Annotated in this window: 3 protein-coding genes; all 3 read left to right on the top strand. The window is 66.7% G+C overall.

Features of this window, described 5'->3' with window-relative positions; translation table 11 throughout:
- Positions 1-14 precede the first annotated feature (14 nt).
- The 3 genes from V7R84_RS11395 to V7R84_RS11385 are packed head-to-tail and all read left to right on the top strand — an operon-like array spanning position 15 to position 18,903.
- Positions 15-12,527: an amino acid adenylation domain-containing protein gene (locus V7R84_RS11395; RefSeq protein WP_338569091.1), complete on the top strand. Its 12,513-nt coding sequence runs from the start codon at positions 15-17 to the stop codon at positions 12,525-12,527.
- On the top strand, positions 12,524-18,127 hold the full coding sequence (locus V7R84_RS11390) for an amino acid adenylation domain-containing protein (RefSeq protein ID WP_338569088.1): 5,604 nt from the start codon (positions 12,524-12,526) through the stop codon (positions 18,125-18,127). The genes V7R84_RS11395 and V7R84_RS11390 overlap by 4 nt, the downstream gene beginning before the upstream one ends.
- A complete protein-coding gene (locus V7R84_RS11385) occupies positions 18,127-18,903 on the top strand; it encodes a thioesterase II family protein (protein ID WP_338569086.1) in 777 nt (258 codons plus the stop codon). Before V7R84_RS11390 ends, V7R84_RS11385 begins: the two co-directional genes overlap by 1 nt.
- Positions 18,904-19,002: the final 99 nt, after the last annotated feature.

The raw sequence follows: 19,002 nt of genomic DNA, 5'->3' as shown, positions 1-19,002 counted from the left end.
TCTGGAGAGAAGACATGACTCAGCCCCTTTCCTACGGTCAACGCCGGCTCTGGTTCATGGCCCAGACAGAGCCCGATTCTCCCGCCTACAACATCCCGCTGGCGATGCACCTGGCCGGTGACGTCAACCGGGTCGCGCTGGCCCGGGCGGTTCGTGACGTCGCCGCCCGACACGAGGTGCTGCGCACCCATGTCCGCGTGGTCGACGGTGAGCCCGTGCTCGACATCGTGGAAACCGAGGACCTGCCGGAGCTGCTGCGGTGCATGACTCACATCGGTGACCCCGATGCTGCGATGCGTCGTCTGGCCGTCGAGCCGTTCGACCTGGCTGAGGAGTTGCCGCTGCGGGTACACCTCATTGCCGAACCCGAAGGGTGGATCCTCCTGATCGTCGTGCACCACATCGCGGCTGATGGGGTCTCCATGGAACCGTTGGCGCGGGACCTTGGTGAGGCCTATGCGGCCCGCCGGGATGGGACGCCCTGGGAGCGGGAACCGTTGGAGGTCCAGTACGCGGACTTCGCCGCCTGGCAGCGCGAACTGCTGGGCGATGTCCACGACCCCGGGTCGCTCGCCCACGAACAGACCGAGTACTGGCGCACCCGGCTGGCCGACGCCCCGCAGGACACCGAGCTGTCGTTGGCGACTCCCCGTCCAGCCGTCGCCACGGGCAGGGGATCGCGTGTGTTCGTGCCCGTTCCTGCGTCCCTCCGGGACCGGCTGCGCGCCGTGGAACGTGACCTGGGATGCACCCCCCACATGCTGAACCAGGCACTGGTGGCCGCCCTGGTGAGTCGTTTCGGTGTCGATGACGTCGTACTCGGCACGCAGGTCGCTGGCCGCGATGAGGAAGTTCTTGCTGACCTGGTGGGGCTGTTCGTCAACACCTTGGTGATGCGCCATCGCATCTCCGCCGCCACCACCTTTGCCGAGCTGTGCGATGACGTGCGCAACGCGACACTGGACGCTCTGGAACACTCCGACCTGCCCTTTGATGTGTTGGTGGAGCACCTCAACCCGACCCGCTCCATGAACCGGCACCCGGTGTTCCAGATCGGTGTGGCAGCCAGGCAGGGCGACGACATCGACCTTGACCTCGGGGTTCCCGCCACGGCAGTCACCGACCTCGACCTGGGCACGGCGCAGTTCGACCTCAACTTCTGCCTGTTCGACCGCGCGGACGGCAGCGCCGAGATTGAGGTGGAGTTCTCGGGGGATGTCTACGACGAAGCGCGTGCCCGCTACCTCGGCCAGGCCTGGTGTGAGCTCGCCGCTGAGACCAGCGCGCGCCCCAATGCTCCGGTGTGTGAGCTGAACGTGGTTCCAGCCGACATCGTCGAGCAGGTCACCGCGTGGGGTATCGGTGAGCCCTGCCCGGAACCGGTGCGTTTCATTGAGTTCTTCGATCACGCCGTGGCGATGCGTCCCACGGGCATCGCGGTCGAGGAGGGGACACAGGCCGTCACCTACGCCGACCTGGACGCGCGCGTCGAGACCCTAGCGTGTGGGCTCCGTGCCCTGGGTGCCGGCCCCGGGGCCGTGGTGGCGGTCAGCTTGCCGAAGAACATCGACGCCGTCGTGGCCATCCTGGCGGTGTGCCGCACGGGCGCGGCCTACCTGCCGATCGATCCGGCCCAACCTGACGAGCGGATCGCCTTCATGGTCGAGGACGCGGCTCCGATTGCCGTGATCACCGACTCCGCGAACCAGCAGCGTTTTGGGCTCCTGCCGGTCGTTGACGCCACCTGCGTGGTGGATGACCCTGCCCCCGTGGCGTGGCCGCTTCCGGAGATCTCCGATGTGGCCTACGTCATCTACACATCCGGGTCGACTGGCCGCCCGAAAGGCGTGGAGGTCACCCACAGCGGCCTGGCGGGTACGGTCGCCTCGCAGGTGCGCGGCTTCGGGCTCGACGGGTCGCTGAAACTGTTGCAGCTGGCGTCGTTCAGCTTTGACGTGTCAGTCATCGACCTGCTCACCGTGTTCGCCGTGGCCGGCACCATCGTGCTCCCTGGAGAGGGAGTCGTCGCGGGTGATCGTCTGGCGCAGCTCCTGGAGGATCATCGCGTCACCTACTGCGAACTCACGCCGTCACGGCTCCAGAGCCTGGAACCGGGCGCGTTCGAGCACCTGCGCAACATCAATCTCAGCGGCGAGGCCTGCCCGGAGTCGCTGGTGCGGGCGTGGGCGAGTGACCGCAGGATCCTCAACACCTACGGACCCACGGAAGTGACCGTCACCAGTGTGGTGTCGTGGCCGCTGGACGGCCTGCGGCCACCGGAGATCGGGCATCCGACCGACGGTCTCGTCGCCCGGGTGCTGGATGAGAGGCTACGACCCGTGGCGCCGGGTGTTCCCGGGGAGCTGTACCTGTCCGGCCCGGGCTTGGCACGCGGCTACAGGCACCGTCCCGGAATGACGGCGTCGCGTTTCGTCGCTGACCTCGATGCACCGGGAGAGCGCATGTACCGCACGGGTGATGTCGTGCGATGGCGCGCGGACGGGGAACTGGAGTTCATCGGTCGCAGCGACGACCAGGTGAAGATCCGTGGTTTCCGCATCGAGCTGGGGGAGATCGAATCCGAGGTCAAGGCAGTCGAGGGTGTGCAGGCCGCCGCGGTGATCGTCCGTGAGGACAGCCCCGGCGACCAACGAATCGTCGCCTATGTCGTCGGCAGTGCCGATGGAGCGGAGATCAAACGCCGGGTGTCGCGACAGCTGCCGGCATACATGGTGCCCTCCGCGGTCGTAGCTCTCGATGCGCTGCCGCTCACCGTCAGCGGCAAGCTGGACGTGCGGTGTCTACCGGTGCCCGCCGTTGAAAATCCGGGCCTGGGACGGCGAGCCTCCACGCCACGGGAGGAGGCAGCCTGCCGCTGTTTCGCCGAGATACTCGGCCTGGACGAGGTCGATGTGGATCAAGGGTTCTTCGAGCTCGGTGGGCACTCGCTGCTCGCGGTCCGGTTGATCAGCCGCTGGCAGGAGATGGTCGGTGGTTCCATCACGTTGCGTGACGTGTTCGAGGTGCCGACCCCGCTCGGTCTGCTGGAGCGTTCTGTCGTAGATGTGGCGTCGGAACCCGACCTGGTGCCGTGCGAACGACACGGCGACGTGCCCGTGTCCGCCCCGCAGAGGAGGATGTGGTTCCTCAGCCGCCTCGACGAAGCCGCCGTCTACAACGTGCCCATCGTGCTGCAGGTCGCGTGTCGCCTCGACGAGGGTGCCCTGCAGGCGGCGCTCAACGATCTGGTCGGACGTCACGAGAGCCTGCGCACGATCTTCCCGGACGTCGACGGCACACCGTATCAGCGGATTCTGCCGGCAGGGACCGCGGTGCCCCTGGACGTGCGGGAGACCGATGACGCTGATGAGGTCGACGAGGTTCTCGTCCGGATCGCCCGCGAACCCTTCGACCTGGGCCGCGAGATTCCGTTGCGCGCCACCATCGTGCGTGGCAGGACCCGCGACCTGCTGGCGTTGGTGCTGCACCACATAGCCACCGATGGCTGGTCCGTCACTCCGCTGGCCCGGGACCTGGGGCGTGCCTATGCCGCCCGTGAACTCGGGGACGCCCCACAGTGGGAACCGCTTCCCGTGCAATACGCCGACTACACCGAGTGGCTGCGGCGACGGGCCGGGACGCACGACCCGAGGGCTGGGCTCGACCACTGGGTCCGTACCCTCGCCGGGCTGCCCGCCGAAATCCCTCTGCCGTACGCCCGGCAGCGACACGGACAATCAAGCAACGCCGGCTCCTGGGTGCCGTTCTCCATCGATGCAGAGCTGCACCGCCGCATTGACGAGCTGGCCCATGGGTGTGGTGTCACCACGTTCATGGTGCTCCAGGCCGCGATGGCCTTGGCCCTTCGTCTTCTCGGGGCGGGCTCCGACATTCCGCTGGGAACGATGGTCGCCGGACGTGATCACGAGGCACTATCCGACCTGATCGGTTTGTTCATCAACGCCATCGTGTTGCGCACCGATGTCTCCGGCGATCCGACGTTTCGTGAGTTGCTGGCCCGGGTGCGCGAGACCGACCTCGCCGCCTTCGATCATCAGGACGTCGCTTTCGAGGACGTGGTCGAGGAATTGCAGCCGGAGCGGCAACCCGGTCGTCACCCGCTGTTCCAGGTGGCACTGGTCGTGATGACCGAGGACAACGAACCGGAGTGGTCGCTGGGATCGCTGCCCGCCACGGTGCTGGGACAGGATACTCAGTTCGCCCGATTTGATCTGACCTTCTTCCTGGATGAGCATCGTGCCGGGGGAGCAGCCTCTGGGATCACCGGCGTCATCGAGTACGCGACCGGCCTGTTCGACCGGGCCGATGTGGAGCAGCTGGGACAGCGCATTCTCTCCGTGCTGCTGCAAGCAGTGGAGGATCCCTCGCGACGCCCATCACGGACAACCGTCACCCTGCCGCCCGAGGCCGGGTGGGAACGCGAGGTTGGGGAGGCCGTCCCATCCCTGGCCACCTTCCCGGAGCTCTTCGCACGCCGGGTGGCGGCTGACCCGGACCGGACAGCCGTCGAATGCGACGGTGAATCCCTCACCTTCGCGGAACTCGATGAGTGTTCCACTCGGTGGGCACGGCTGCTGACCGAGCAGGGAGTCGGCCCCGAGACCGTCGTCGCGAGTTGCCCGACACGGTCGGTGTTCTCCATCGTCGCCCTGCTGGCGATCATGAAGGCGGGCGGGGTGTGGCAGCCGATTGACCTCACCTACCCTGATGAATACCTCAGCTTCTTGCTCGAGGACTCCGGTGCCGCACTGGTGCTGTGCGAGGAGGCCGTGGCCCACCGTTTCACCGTTCCCAGGCTCGTGATCGATGCGCCAGAGACGGCTGATCGGCTCTCCGCCGCCACCGCGACCCCCACCGGTCCGGCCAGCGTGTACGGAGCCGCCTACATCCTCCACACCTCGGGATCCACCGGGCGGCCCAAGGGCGTTGTCGTCAGCCATGCCGGTGTGGCCAGCCTGGCCCAGAGCTGCGCGGCCTATGACGTGACACCAGAAAGCGTCGTGATGCAGTTCATCTCGCACAGCTTCGATGTCGCCTTGTTGGAGATGGGGATGTCCCTGCTGGTGGGGGCCACCCTGCTCATGGTGCCGGAACGGGCACGTACGCTCGGACCCGAGTTCGTGCACATCCTCCAGCGCTGCACCCATGCTGCCCTCACGCCCGCAGTCGCGATGGCGTTAGACCCCGCCGACATTCCCTCGGGGTTGACGCTGATCCTGATTGGCGAGGCATTTCCCGCGGTGCTCGTCGAGGACATCGGGCATCGGGTACAGCTGTTCAACCTGTACGGGCCGACGGAGACCACCATCGATGCCACCGTGCACCAGGTCGATGCCCATGACGTCGACCCAGTGCCGATCGGCCATCCCACTCCTGGCAAGAACGTGGCGGTGCTCGACGAGTTCCTGCACCCCGTGCCCGTCGGTTGCGTCGGTGAGCTCTACGTGGGTGGTGCCGCGCTGGCCCGGGGATACGCCGGGCGACCGGGGACGACGGCCAGCCGGTTCGTCGCAGACCCCTGGGGTGACGGGCAACGGTTGTACCGCACCGGCGACCTGGTCTGCCGTGGCCGTGACGGTGCGCTGCGTTTCCTTGGTCGGGCCGATGACCAGGTGAAGATCCGTGGCTTCCGCATCGAGCTGGGCGAGGTCGAGACTGCGCTCGCATCCCTACCAGGAGTCACGGCGGCTGCGGCGATGGCGCGTCGCGACCTCGGGCCCGACGCGGTGCTGGTGGGGTACGTGGTCGGTGCCATCGATCCCATGTCTGCGCGAAGTGCCCTGGCGGACAGGCTGCCGAAGCAGGCCGTGCCCGACCACATCGTGGTGCTGGACGCCCTGCCTCTGACTCGCAACGGCAAGGTCGACCGCACGGCGTTGCCGGCTCCCGTCGTCGCGACACGGGCCGAGTGTGCGCCGTCCACACCTGCCGAGGAGCAGGCCTGCGCGGCCCTGGCAGCGGTGCTCGGTGTCGACGAGGTGGGTGTTGACGACAACTTCTTCGAACTGGGTGGGCATTCGCTGCTCGCCGTCCGGTTGGTATCCCGGCTGCGTGAGACGGGGTTCACGATTGCCGTCAGCGATGTGTTCACCGACCCGGTGCCGCGGGCGTGGGCGCGTTTCGCAGGCGGCGGGTCCGCCACGGAACCGGTCCGCGAGGTGGAGCGCCCGACCGATGGCATGCTGCCCGCGTCGCGGGCGCAGCGGAGGCTCTGGTTGGAGCAGGACCTCGTCACGGATCCGGTCGCCTACAACGTTCCGGTCGTTCTCGACGTCGATGTGCTCGATGTGACCGCCCTGCGGGAGGCCGTCAGCGACCTCGTCGGTCGTCACGAGGCGCTGCGCACCCTCGTCGTCGAGCGTGACGGCGAACCCTGGCAACGAATCCTGACCCCTGCCGAGGCGACGACCCGGATGCCGGCCCGCATCCACGTGGTGACGGACCCCGACATGTTCACCGCGGCCCTCGGCGTGGGCTTGGATATCTCGGCGGAGATTCCGGTGCGTGTGGTGGTGCTGCCGATGAGTGCCGGCGGAGGCCGGATCGCTTTGATGTTCCATCACATCGCGGTCGACGGCTCCTCGTTCGCCCCCCTGCTGAAGGATCTGTCATACGCCTACGGTTGCCGTCAAAACGGTGAGGAACCATCCTGGTCGAATCCCGGTCTGCAGCCCGCTGACTGGGCTGCCGTGCAGGCACACATCCTGGGCGATGATGACGACCCGAACTCGCTGACTGCACGCGAAACCGCGTGGTGGCTGACCCAACTGGCCGATGCACCCGCCCGGTCAGGCCTGCCCGCGAGCTCATCCGCTGGGAGGACGGCTGCTGCCGCCCGGGTGATTCGTGACGAGGTGCCGATGGCCACACTGGAGGGCTTGCGTGCCCTGGCCCGCCGTGAGGGAGCCACCGTGTTCATGGTCGTGCACGCCGCTTTCACGGCCCTGCTGAGCCGTCTGGGTGCCGGTCCTGATCTCGTGCTCGGAACCGTCACGGCAGGACGTGACAATGCCGCCTTCGAGGAAACCGTCGGATTCTTCATCAACCCGATCGCGTTGCGCACACGGCTCGCAGGGGACCCGAGTTTTACCGACTGGCTCGCCGAGGTGCGCCGCCGTGACGCCGAGGCGCTCGCCCATGCGCACGTCCCGTTCGACGACGTCGTGGCGGCGCTGCGGCAGGAACGCGTACCCGGTAGCCATCCGGTGTTCCAGACAGTGCTCGTGTCGCTCGCGGACCGCGGACCGGTGGATGCGGAGATTCCGTTCGGCACTGGCCGCGCACGTCTCGCCGGCGGTGATGTCGCCAGCTCGAAGTTCGACCTGACCATCGCATTCGGCGAGACCAGGAACGGCCTTGCCCTGGAACTGGAGTTCGCCACCGACCGCTACGACGTGAGCACCGTCGAGCACTTGGCCGCCCGCCTTTCAAAGGCGCTGAGCCAGCTCGCGGACGATCCCTCCACCCCGGTCTCGGGACTCGATGTGTTGCTGCCCGGGGAACTCGACTCGCTGCGGGCGATGGGATCCTCCATGCCGGCACCGGAGGTTCCGGCCATGGGGCTCGACGATCTGTTCGCCTCGGCACACGCCCTCATGGGAGACACTGCACCCGCCGTCATGGGGGACCGGGAACTGACCTACGCCGATCTGGAACGGGAAAGCCGCTGGTGGGCCCACCGGCTGCTCGCTGAAGGGGTGCGACCGGGCGACGTCGTCGGCGTCTGTGTTCCCCGCAGCGCGGACACGATCGTGGCCGTGTTGGCCGTCGCGCGAACCGGTGCTGTTCTGCTTCCGCTGGATGCCACCTACCCGACGGCGCGTCTGACCCAGGTCACGGAGGACGCGGCTCCGCGCCTGATCCTGGCGCGCGGCGCGGGGGTGTCGGCCATGACCGCCTCCTGCGATCTCCCGGTGCTTGAGATGGGGCGGGTCGGCTCCGAGGAACCGGGCCCACTGCCATCGCGCGCTCCCGCAGCAGAAGAACCGGTCTATGTGATCCACACCTCCGGCTCCACCGGTCGTCCCAAGGGGGTGTGCATGACTCGGCGCGGGCTCGGTGTCTTCACCCGCTCACTGACCCGACGGACCGGATGCTGGCCCGGGATGCGGGTGCTGCAGATCACGTCCCTGTCGTTCGACGTGGCCATCATAGAACTCTGCATGGCCTGGGGGGCCGGAGGCAGTCTCGTGATTCCCGAGCCCGGGCCACTCGTCGGTGAAGAGCTGCGCACGGCACTCGAACACGTCGACGCGGCGCTGCTCACCCCGAGTGTGCTGACCACCATCGACGGCTCCCTGACCGGGGTGCCGGTGCTGATTTCGACCGCGGAGGCGCTGAGCGCCGACCTGGTCGAACGTTTCGCTCTCGGCCGGGCACTGTTCAACGCCTACGGCCCCACGGAGGCGATGATCGTCACCGTCGCCGGTCCGCTTTCCCCTTCCCGGGGTCAGGAAGCGCCACCGATCGGTCGTGCCATCGATACCGTCCGGCTGGTCGTGCTCGATGACTTCCTGCGACCCGTTCCACCGGGAGTTCCCGGGGAGCTGTACATCGGTGGCCCCGGCCTGGCGATCGGATACCTCAACCGGCCGGGACTGACTGCCAGTCGTTTCGTCGCCGATCCGTTCCGGCAGGGCGAGGTCCTCTACCGCACCGGTGATGTCGTGGCCTGGAACAGATCGTGGGAGCTCATGTACCTCGGACGCGCCGACTCGCAGCTCAAGGTCCGCGGCTTCCGTGTCGAACCGGGCGAGATCGAACGATGCCTGGCGGATGCTCCCGGCGTGACGGGGGCTGTGGTCATCGAGGCCCCCGACGCCCCGGGCCGTCTGGTGGGGTACGTCACCGGTGAGGACGTCGACACCACGGCCGTCCGGGCCCGTGCCGAGGCGGTGCTACCTCCGTACATGGTTCCGACGGTCATCATGGGGCTGGACTCCTTCCCGAGGACGCCGAACGGCAAGCTGGACCGACGGGCCCTCCCGCCGGCGACGGTGACACCCAGCCTGCAGGAACCCGCTACTGCCCTGGAAGCACGGGTGTGCGCGGTCTTCGCGGAGGCGCTGAGGGTGGACGCGGTCGGCCCGGAGGACAATTTCTTCCTCCTGGGGGGGCACTCACTGATCGCCGCCCGGATCGTGGCGCGACTTGGTGGACCGGAGAAGCGGCTGCGGTTGCGCGACGTCTTCGAGGCGCCGACGGCCCGTGCCCTGGCGGCCCGGTTGGAGTCGGCAGACGACCCCAAAACCCCAACCAGCAGCCGCCACGAGGCCACGGAGGCGCCCCACGACCTGCCCTCCGAGCCGGCACCGGACGTCCGGGGCGGGGTCGAACGCATCGTCCACCGCCCCCGACCCGAGCAGCTGCCGGCATCGTTCGCGCAGCGCCGGCTGTGGACCGTCACACGTCTGGAGGAGGCTTCCTCCGCCTACAACCTCCCCCTGGTCGCCCGGCTGCGGGGCGCCCTCGACGTTCCCGCACTGCAGCAGGCGTTGCGTGACGTCGTCGAACGTCAGGAAACCCTGCGCACCGTCATGGTTTCCGTCGACGGCGAACCCTTCCAGCGCTTGATGGTGGTTCCCGAGGTCTCCGATCTGTGCACCGTGCTCGACGTGTCCGCTCTCGACGAACAGGAACGCATGGCGTTGGTGCAGGAGAGCAGCGCACGCTCCTTCGACCTGGAACGCGACCTGCCGATCCGCCTCTGGATTCTCCGGGAGTCCGTCGACAGCCACATCGTCGTACTGGTCATGCATCACATCGCCAGCGATGGCCTGTCCCTGGCACCCCTGCTGCGCGACCTGGAGGAGGCCTATGTTGCCCGGTGCCTCGGCCGGGTCCCCGGGTGGGCTCCACTTCCTGTCACCTACGCCGATCACTCACTCTGGCAGCGTGAACGCTCGGCTGAGCAGAGCGAGGAGATCGAGTGGTGGCGCGCCACCCTGGCAGGGCTGCCCGAGGAGATCCGGCTGCCGGGAGAAAAACCGGACACACCCTCGGGCGCGCGTCCCAGCAGCACCGTGGAGGGTGTGCTGCCAGCTGAGGCCCTGTCCCGGCTGCAGTGTCTGGCGTCCGAACACGGCGCGTCGGTGTTCATGGTGTGCCATGCCGCCGTGGCCGTGTTGCTGAATCGTCTCGGAGCGGGGGAGGACATGGCGCTTGGCACCGTGACGACGGGACGCGACGATCCCGCCCTGGAACCGCTGGTCGGTTTCTTCGTCAATACACTGGCGATCCGTCACGACCTCACCGGGAATCCAACGATCGCCGCGACCATCGACAGGGCCCGGGAAGCGATCCTGGGTGCGGTCGAACACTCCCAGGTGCCCTTCGACATGGTCGTGGATGCTCTCGCTCCACCCCGGGCACCGGGCCGCCATCCGTTGTTCCAGGTCATGGTGAATCACCTGTCCGAGAGCGGGGGCAACACCGCGAGGCTGATGCTGCCCGGGCTCGAGACCGAGGATCTGCATCCCGGACCGCTGGGTGCCAAGTTCGACCTCAGTTTCGAGGTTGGCGAGGTAGTCGGGGAGAACGGCACTGAACTCAGCATCCAACTGGACTACGCGACGGATCGCCTCGACGCCGGGGCCGCCGAGGATATCGTCACCCGGTTCCTCAGGGTCCTGGAGGCCTTCGGCGCCGATGCGAACAGGCGGATTGGCGCCATCGACGTTCTCAGCGACGAGGAACGCGACGCCGCGGTCCAAACCGGACCGGTCGCCGGGCAACCACGTACGTTCTCGGAACTGTTCGCCGATGCGGTTCAGATCGACCCGGATCACGATGCCGTGTGCTGCGGCGACGATGTTGTGACCTATGCGGAACTCGACGCCGCCTCGAACCAGTTCGCCCGCTGGCTGATCCAGCGGGGCATCGGTGCCGAGGACATCGTTGCGCTGTCGCTGCGCAAGTCGGTCCGGGCGGTCGTCGCCATCGTCGGTGTCGAAAAAGCGGGTACTGCCTACGTACCCATCGACCCCGACCAGCCCGTCGAGCGTATCTCCTACCTGCTCAACGACTCCGGGGCGGACCTGGTGATCACCACCGCTGCTGATGCGAATCGTTTCGACGCCTCGGTGGTGCTGGATGCTCCGGAGACTGTTGCCGCCATCGGTGCCTACGATGACGGGCCGATCCGGGCCGATGAGCTGTGTGTGCCGCCCTCCACGGATCATCCGTGCTACCTCATCCACACCTCGGGTTCCACAGGCAGGCCGAAGGGTGTCGTGGTGACTCACCGCGGACTGGTCGCCCTGGCTGCGTCGCAACGCGACGGATTGGGCGCGGGCCCCGATGAGACGGTGCTGCAGTTCGCCTCGTTCAGTTTCGACGCGTCGGTGCTTGAACTCACGATGGCGCTGTTCCACGGTGCCTGCCTGGTGCTCGTTCCTGACGAGCTGCGCGTCCCGGGTACCGGGCTCGGCGACTACATGCGTCGCCACGACGTCCGCAGGGCCTTGTTCGTCCCGACGATGCTGCAGGCGCTGCCGAAGGACTGCCTGCCTCCCCGGCTCACTCTCATGGCGGGAGGCGAAGCGCTGCCGGCGTCAACGGTCGCTGCTGAAGTGCTTCAACGACCAGTGTTCAACCTGTACGGCCCGACCGAGACGACGATCGACGTCACCAGGTACCGCCTGGACGGTTCCGAAACCGGAACGGCTCCGATCGGTGAGGTGGTGCACGGCCTGTCCGCCGCCGTCCTCGACGAGCACCTGCGGCCCGTTTCCCCCGGGGCAGTGGGGGAGCTGTACGTGAGCGGAGTAGGGCTCGCTCGTGGCTACCATCGCCGTCCCGGACTGACCGCGTCGCGTTTCGTCGCTGCGACCTGGGGTGAGCCCGGGGCGGTCATGTACCGCACCGGTGATCTGGTGCGGCTGCGACCGGACGGGGCCTACGAATTTGTTAGCCGCAGCGACCGGCAGATCAAGATCAGGGGTTTCCGAATCGAGCCCGGTGAAATCGAGCAGATGCTCCTGACCGTCGACGGGGTTCTCGCTGCGCACGTCGGGGTGGGGCATGCCGGTGATGCCACCCCTCGTATCGCCGCATGGGTTGTCGCGTCCCCCGCGGATACCTTCGATGTCGCGTCTTGTCGCCTGACACTCGCCGATCTCCTGCCTTCGCACGCGGTTCCGGATTCCATCGTGGCCGTAGAAGAGTTCCCCATCACCGTGCAGGGAAAACTCGACGAGACTCGGCTGCCGGCCCCGCAGTGGGGAAGTCAGCGTGGCTACATCGAGCCCGAGGACGGTGTCGAGGCGTTGCTGGCCGAGATCTGGCAGGAGGTTTTCGCGGATGACCGTGTGATCGGCGCCCTGGACCATTTCTTCGATTCCGGTGGGAACTCGTTGCTGGCGACCAAGGTGGCGGCACGAATCAGCGATCGCCTGGAGGTCGAACTGCCGCTGCGCACTGTTTTCGAGGCACCCGTGCTGCGGGACCAGGCCGCGATCCTGGAAACCATTCTGCTCGCCGAGCTGGAGGGAGAGCCCACATCATGACCCACACACCCATCCCTGCGTCGGTGAGAACGCAGAGCACCGCGACTGCTCCACAGGAGCGCAAGAAACAGTTGTTGGCCGAACGGTTGCGCCGGGCCCGGTCGCTTCCCTCCGGTCCCGGTCCGCGGCAGGCCGATGCCGTCGTCCCGCTGGGCCCTACCCAGACCGGGTTGTGGGTCGAGGATCGCATGGACCCGGGGTCCGCCGCCTACGTGGTGGGTTTCGGACTCAGGGTTCAGGGACCGGTCGACCAGCAGCGGATCCGGGAGGCCTGCCGAGCGCTGACGGCCCGCTACGACATCCTGCGTGTCAGTTACCCCGCGGATGACCTGGGGGAGCCGACGGTGGTGCTCCACGAGGACACCGGAGCGGAGATTCCGGTCATGGACCTGCGTGGCGTCGATGATCCGTTGGCCTCGGCCGAGGAGGAGTTCTCACGCATACTCGCGACACCGTTCGACATCGCTGCCGGTCCTCTGGCGCGTTTCCACTCCTTGACACTCGCCGACGATGACCATGTGGTGCTCTTCACAGCCCACCACATCATTGTCGACGGGTGGTCCGTGGAACTGCTGAAATCAGACCTGCGGAAAGCGCTCGAACAGACCGTTCGCAACGGGAGCATCGATCTGGGTGCGCGTCCCCTGCAGTACGAGGACGTTGCGGTGTACGAGGCCACGGTGGAGCGTGTCGCCAGACGCACACGGGGATTGACGCAGCAGGTGGAAAGGCTTACAGGTGCCCGGAACCTGGAACTCGACATCGCCAGGCCGCGCCCGGCAGTGCTGTCCAGCCGGGGGCGCACCCACGAGTTCACGCTTCCGACGGGGCTCGTCGAACAACTTAAGGCACTGGCTGCTGCCGAAGGAGCCACCTTCTACATGGCCATGCTTGCGCTGTACCAGGTGCTGCTGGCCAACCATTGCACCCAACGAGACTTCGTGATCGGCACCTCCGTGGCGAACCGCGACGCCAGAGGGGTCGAGGACGTGGTCGGCAATTTCGTGAACATGGTGGCCATGCGTTCCCGGCTGGACGGTAACCCGACTTTCCGAGAACTGCTTTCCCGCAGCCGCGAAACCGCGCTGGAAGCGTTCGCCTCCCAGAACGTGCCGTTCGTCGACATCGTCAAGGCGCTCGCCCTGCCGCGGGTCGCTAACACCTCACCGCTGTTCCAGGTCAGTCTGGCAGTCGATGAACTGGCCACCGCGGTGAAACCTGCCATGAATGGGTCCGACGCGCTCCGGTTCAGTGAGATCGGGGCCACCACCGCGGTAACCCATTACGATCTCGGGCTGCACATCTGCTCGGACGAAGCCGGCCGTTATGTGGCATCCCTGATGTACCGCACCGACCTGTTCGACGCGTTCCGGATCGAGACGCTGGCCGATCGCCTGACCATGCTGCTCGCCCGCGTCGTCGCCGATCCCATGGTTCGTGTGCTCGACATCGACCTGCTCACCGATACCGAACATGACCTGGTCACGCGCGTGTGGGCGCAGGGACCGGACCGGAAGGTTGCACCCGACTGTACGTTGCACCAGCTGATCCGGCTTGGCGCGGACGGTGATCCGTCGCGTCCGGCGGTTGTCGAGGGCGACGAGATGATCACCGTCGGCCAGTTGCACGGGTGCGCCGACAGGATCGCCCTACGCCTGGCGGCCAAGGGGATCGGCCCGGATGTGAAGGTGGCGATTGCATTCAACCGGGCGATCCCCGCGGCCACCTCGATCCTCGGGGTGCTGGCAGCTGGTGGCGCCTACGTGCCGTTGGACCCGGCCATGCCACGCGATCGCCTCGAATACATCCTGGCCGGCTCTCGCCCTGCCTTGTGCATCCACGACGGCACCCTTGAGGTGGGCACGGACGTCGAGACCATCTCCTACGACGATCTCCTGGCCGAGAGATCGGTGGCCGTTCCCACCCCGGCGGCTCCGAGCAACCTCGCCTATGTCATCTACACATCCGGGACCACAGGCAAACCGAAAGGAGTGGAGGTCGAACAGCGTGAGGTCGTTCACTATCTGTGGGACGTCTCCTCCGATCTGGGTGTGGTGCGCGGTGGCTCGTACGCGCTGTTGCAGTCGCTCGCGTTCGACTTCAGCCTGCCGATGTTTTATCTACCCCTGATCCATGGCGGCACCCTCCACGCCATGGATGGCCGCATCACGGGGGAGGAACTGGCGCAGTTCCTGGCGCACCACGAGGTGAACCATCTCAAGATGACGCCTTCACACTTGGCGGCGCTGACCGCCCAGGTGGATGCGGCAGCAGTCGCGCCGCGTCGCAGTCTGGTGCTTTCCGGCGAGGGTTCTCCCTCGCAGTGGATGCGTGACCTGGCGAAGAATGTCGATTGCCGTGTCATCAACAACTACGGGCCGACCGAGGCCATCGGAGCCTGCACCACCACCGAGGTCACTCCCGACCTCGAGACTCTCGAGGCGGTGTGGCCGATCGGCACTCCGATGCCCGGCGTGCGGACCTACGTGCTCGACGACCGGCTGCGTCCGGTGCCACCGGGGGTGCGCGGGGAGCTGTACATCTCCGGTCGCCTGGCTCGCGGCTACCTGTCACGCCCGGGCATGACCGCGTCGCGTTTCGTCGCCGATCCGCTGAGCGGTGCCGGCGAACGCATGTACCGCACCGGTGACGTGGTGAGCTGGCGTGCTGACGGACTGCTGGCCTTCCACGGACGCGCCGACGACCAGATCAAGATCCGCGGCTACCGCGTTGAACTGGGCGAGGTCGAGTCCACCCTGGCGACCATGGAGGGCGTCGCCCAGTGCGTCGTCGACCTGCGGGGCGAGCCGGGGCACGAGCGGCTGGTGGGGTGGATCCGGTGGGCCGAGGGCGTCACGCCCGTGGCCGATGCCGGCATTCGTGACCACCTGGCGCGCACTCTGCCGGACTACATGATTCCTCGGGCCTACGCCACGGTGGACGTGTTCCCGATCAAGGGACACGGCAAGGTGGACCGGGCCGCCCTGACCGAGCCGGAACGCGGCGTGGTCGCGGCACCTGATGTCGCTCCTCGCACCCCGTTGGAGGCGAGTCTCGCTGCCGTCTACGCCGATCTGTTGGACATCGAGATCCCCAGCGTGGTCGCGGACTTCTTCGACCTGGGTGGTGACTCGTTGCTGGCGACGAAGGCCGTTTCCCGCATCAGGAAGATCGTGGGGGACGAGGTGACCGTCGCCGTGATGGACATCATCTCCCATCCCACGGTCGAGAAGCTGGCGGGGCTGATCGAGGACAGGCGAGGCGGCGGTGGCGCTGAGAGCCGCCTGCTGTACGAGCTCACCGAACCGCTGGATGCCAGGGAAAGGATCGCGTCGATCATTGCTGTTCCTTATGGCGGTGCCAATGCCAGTGTCTTCGGAGATCTGGCTAAAGCGCTTCCGAGAGGGTACTCCCTCCACGCCGTGGAGCCACCGGGCCATGACGTGATTCTGGGCGAGGAGGTCCTCCCCACCGCCGAGGTGGCCGCTGCCGTCGCCGACGAGATATGTGAGCGGATTGACGGCAGGCTGATCATCTATGGGCACTGCCTACCCGGGTCCGCTGTGGCCGCTGCCGTTGCGGAGGAACTCGCTCGCAGGGGACGTGACATCGAGGCCCTCTACGTCGGAGGCGCCTTTCCCGTGGCCCGACCGGCCAACAGGATTCTCGCGACCCTGGCCAGGTGGTCCGCCCAGGAGCGGCTCACTGCCGACAGGAACCACGTCAACTGGCTGGCCGGTATGGGGACCGACATCAACTCCATGGACTCGGAACACGCAGCCCACATGGTCAAGGCAATGCGCCAGGACGCCCGGTTCGCGGAGGACTATTTCACAGACGTCTTCAGCGGCGACGTGCAACGCTTCCAGGCCCCGGTGATCAGCGTCATCGGTGAAGCCGATCAGGCCTCCCGGTTCTGGGAGGAACGCAGTGATGAATGGTCCGTGTACTCCGATCGAACCGCGTCTGTCTGCATTCAGGATGCCGGCCACTACTTCCTCAACTACCGGCCCGACGAACTGGCCGAGATCCTCACCACGGTGCATCGCCGGGTCATGGATCACACGGAGTCCGGCCTCACCCGCCCCCTCCGGGAGAGCGCCGCGACGTGGTGGCTACACGACAGCAGGATCGCGAGGGAAACGGTCAGACCCGGCCACCAGCCCAGGCTCAGGTCCGTGCTGCAGAGCGGTCGGGAATCCGCCGAAACGCTACCCGGACTGGGGAAGTTCGCCATCATCGCATCGGGGCAGATGATCTCGTTCACGGGATCGACGTTGACCGAGTTCGCGTTGCCGCTGTGGGTGTTGACCCAGACCAACGACCTGGTGCTCTTCGGTATCGTCGGGGTGCTGGGAATCCTGCCGAATCTGATCGTCTCCCCCATCGCGGGGGCGGTCGTGGACAGACTCAATCGACGCACGCTCATCATGATTTTCGACGCGGCCTGCATGACGCTTCTCGGCATGCTTCTGGTACTGGCGATCACCGACACCATGGAGCTGTGGAGCATGATGGTGGTCTTCGGCCTCGTGGCCTGTGCCGTCACCTGCCAACGGGTGGCCTTCCAGTCCGCGCTGCCGCAGATCGTTCCGAAGCGCTACCTGGGACATGCGAACGGCATGCTGCAATCGGCCATCGGGGCCGCGAACTTCATCGCCCCATTGTTCGGGGTCGGTCTGCTTGCTATCTTCGGGCTGCCGGGAATCCTGGCGTTCGATGTCGTTTCGTACGTGTTCGCGATTGCCACCGTCGCCCTGGTCCGTTTCCCGGCCGCCATGCCGGAGGTTCCGGAGTCCTTGTGGGAGGAGATCCGTGGTGGTTTCCGGTTCTCGATGCGCAACAGGTACTTCCGCTCCATGCTGCTGTACTTCGCGCTGATCAACCTGTTTCTGGCGCCCCTCCTCTCGCTGGTTGCCCCGCTGGTGTTGACCTTCGCGTCCCTGAGCGAGGTGGCCGTTGCCACTGCGGTTTCTGGTGGCGCGGGCATCCTCGCTGGAGTCGTGATGAGCATCTGGGGCGGCCCACGCCGCCGTCGCATGGATGCAGTGCGCGCGATGTCGGTGGTGTTGGGAATCTGTGCCCTCATCATCGCTTCCCGGCCCTGGTTGCCGCTGGTGTGCGTGGGGATTTTCGGGTTGGCAGGATCGATTCTGCTGGTCAACGGTGTTGTGATGACGATCATCCAGACGAAGGTGCCGGCCCGTCTTCAGGGCCGCGTGTTCGCGATCAACACGATGGTGTCCACTGCGAGCGCGCCGCTGGGTTTCGGCGTGCTGGCGCCCCAGGGCACAGCTCTGATGGAGTGGCTGATGGCGAACGTTCCCGGCGTCGAAACCGCGGTCCACGCGATGCTGGGCGACGGCCCCGGGCGTGCTATCGCCATGGTCTATGTGGTGTGCGGGGTGGTCGTTCTCGCCCTGGTGATTTCCACGAGGCGATGGAATGCGCTGGTCCGGTTCGACGACGAGGTACCCGACGCGAGCCCGGATGACCTCATCGGTTTGGCGCAGTCCCGGGCACGTCGCGGCGGTGGGACGGATGTCGTACGCACGATCGAGGAAGCCGGGCCCCTGGAGCTGGAGAAGGTGGGATCCTGATGCCGGGACGTCAGGAATGGCTGCGAGACTACGGTGCCACCGGGCCCTGCCCCGGTGTCCGGATGGTGTGTTTCCCCCATGCAGGGGGGACCGCGAGCGCATACGCCACGTGGCTGAACGGACTCGCAGGGGGCGCGGAGGATGTGGAACTGTTCGCCGTGCGCTACCCGGCACGGGAGGACCGTCTCCTCGACCCCCCGGTGCCGTCCCTTCGCGCCATGGCGCGGATGGTCGCCGCTGATCTGGAGAATCTGCATGCCGAGGTGCCCCTCCCGCTGGTGCTGTTCGGACACAGCATGGGCGGATCCATCGCCCACGAGGTGGCGGTGCTTCTGCGTGAGGCCGGGCTGCCCGTCGCGCTGCTGCTGGTCTCCGCGAGGCTTCCGGTCGCGGCGCTCACACCGGGACGGCACCAGTCCGACGAGGAGCTGGCCGCGATGCTGTGTGACATGGATCCGGACACCGGAGAGGTGCTGAACGATCCGGAGCTGCGCGAGCTGGTGTGGCCCGCAATCCGGGCTGATCATGACGCGACGAATCGGTACCACGGTCATCGGCTTCCTCGTCTGGATATCCCCATCGTGGCGTTGGGCGGACACGGCGATGATCGTGTCGATCCGAAGGCCCTGAGCTTCTGGAAGGAATGTACCGATGCCGAGTTTCAGATATCTCTCTTCGAGGGTGGACATTTTTACTACCGTGAGGACGTAGAGAGGTTCCTGAACATCGTCAGCACTCACGTATCTGGCGCCATGGCCGTTTTCTCCCGCGGCTGAAACGGAGTCGTGATCATGCGTGACGAGAATTCTCGGGAGCGGTCTCGCGTCAACGGGACAGCCTTGGCGCTGCTGTTGTCGATGGTGTGCCCGAACCAC

Source organism: Arachnia propionica (assembly GCF_037055325.1).
GTDB lineage: Bacteria > Actinomycetota > Actinomycetes > Propionibacteriales > Propionibacteriaceae > Arachnia.
Note: the sequence above shows the minus strand (reverse complement) of the source record. Positions and strands in the feature narration are given on the sequence as shown.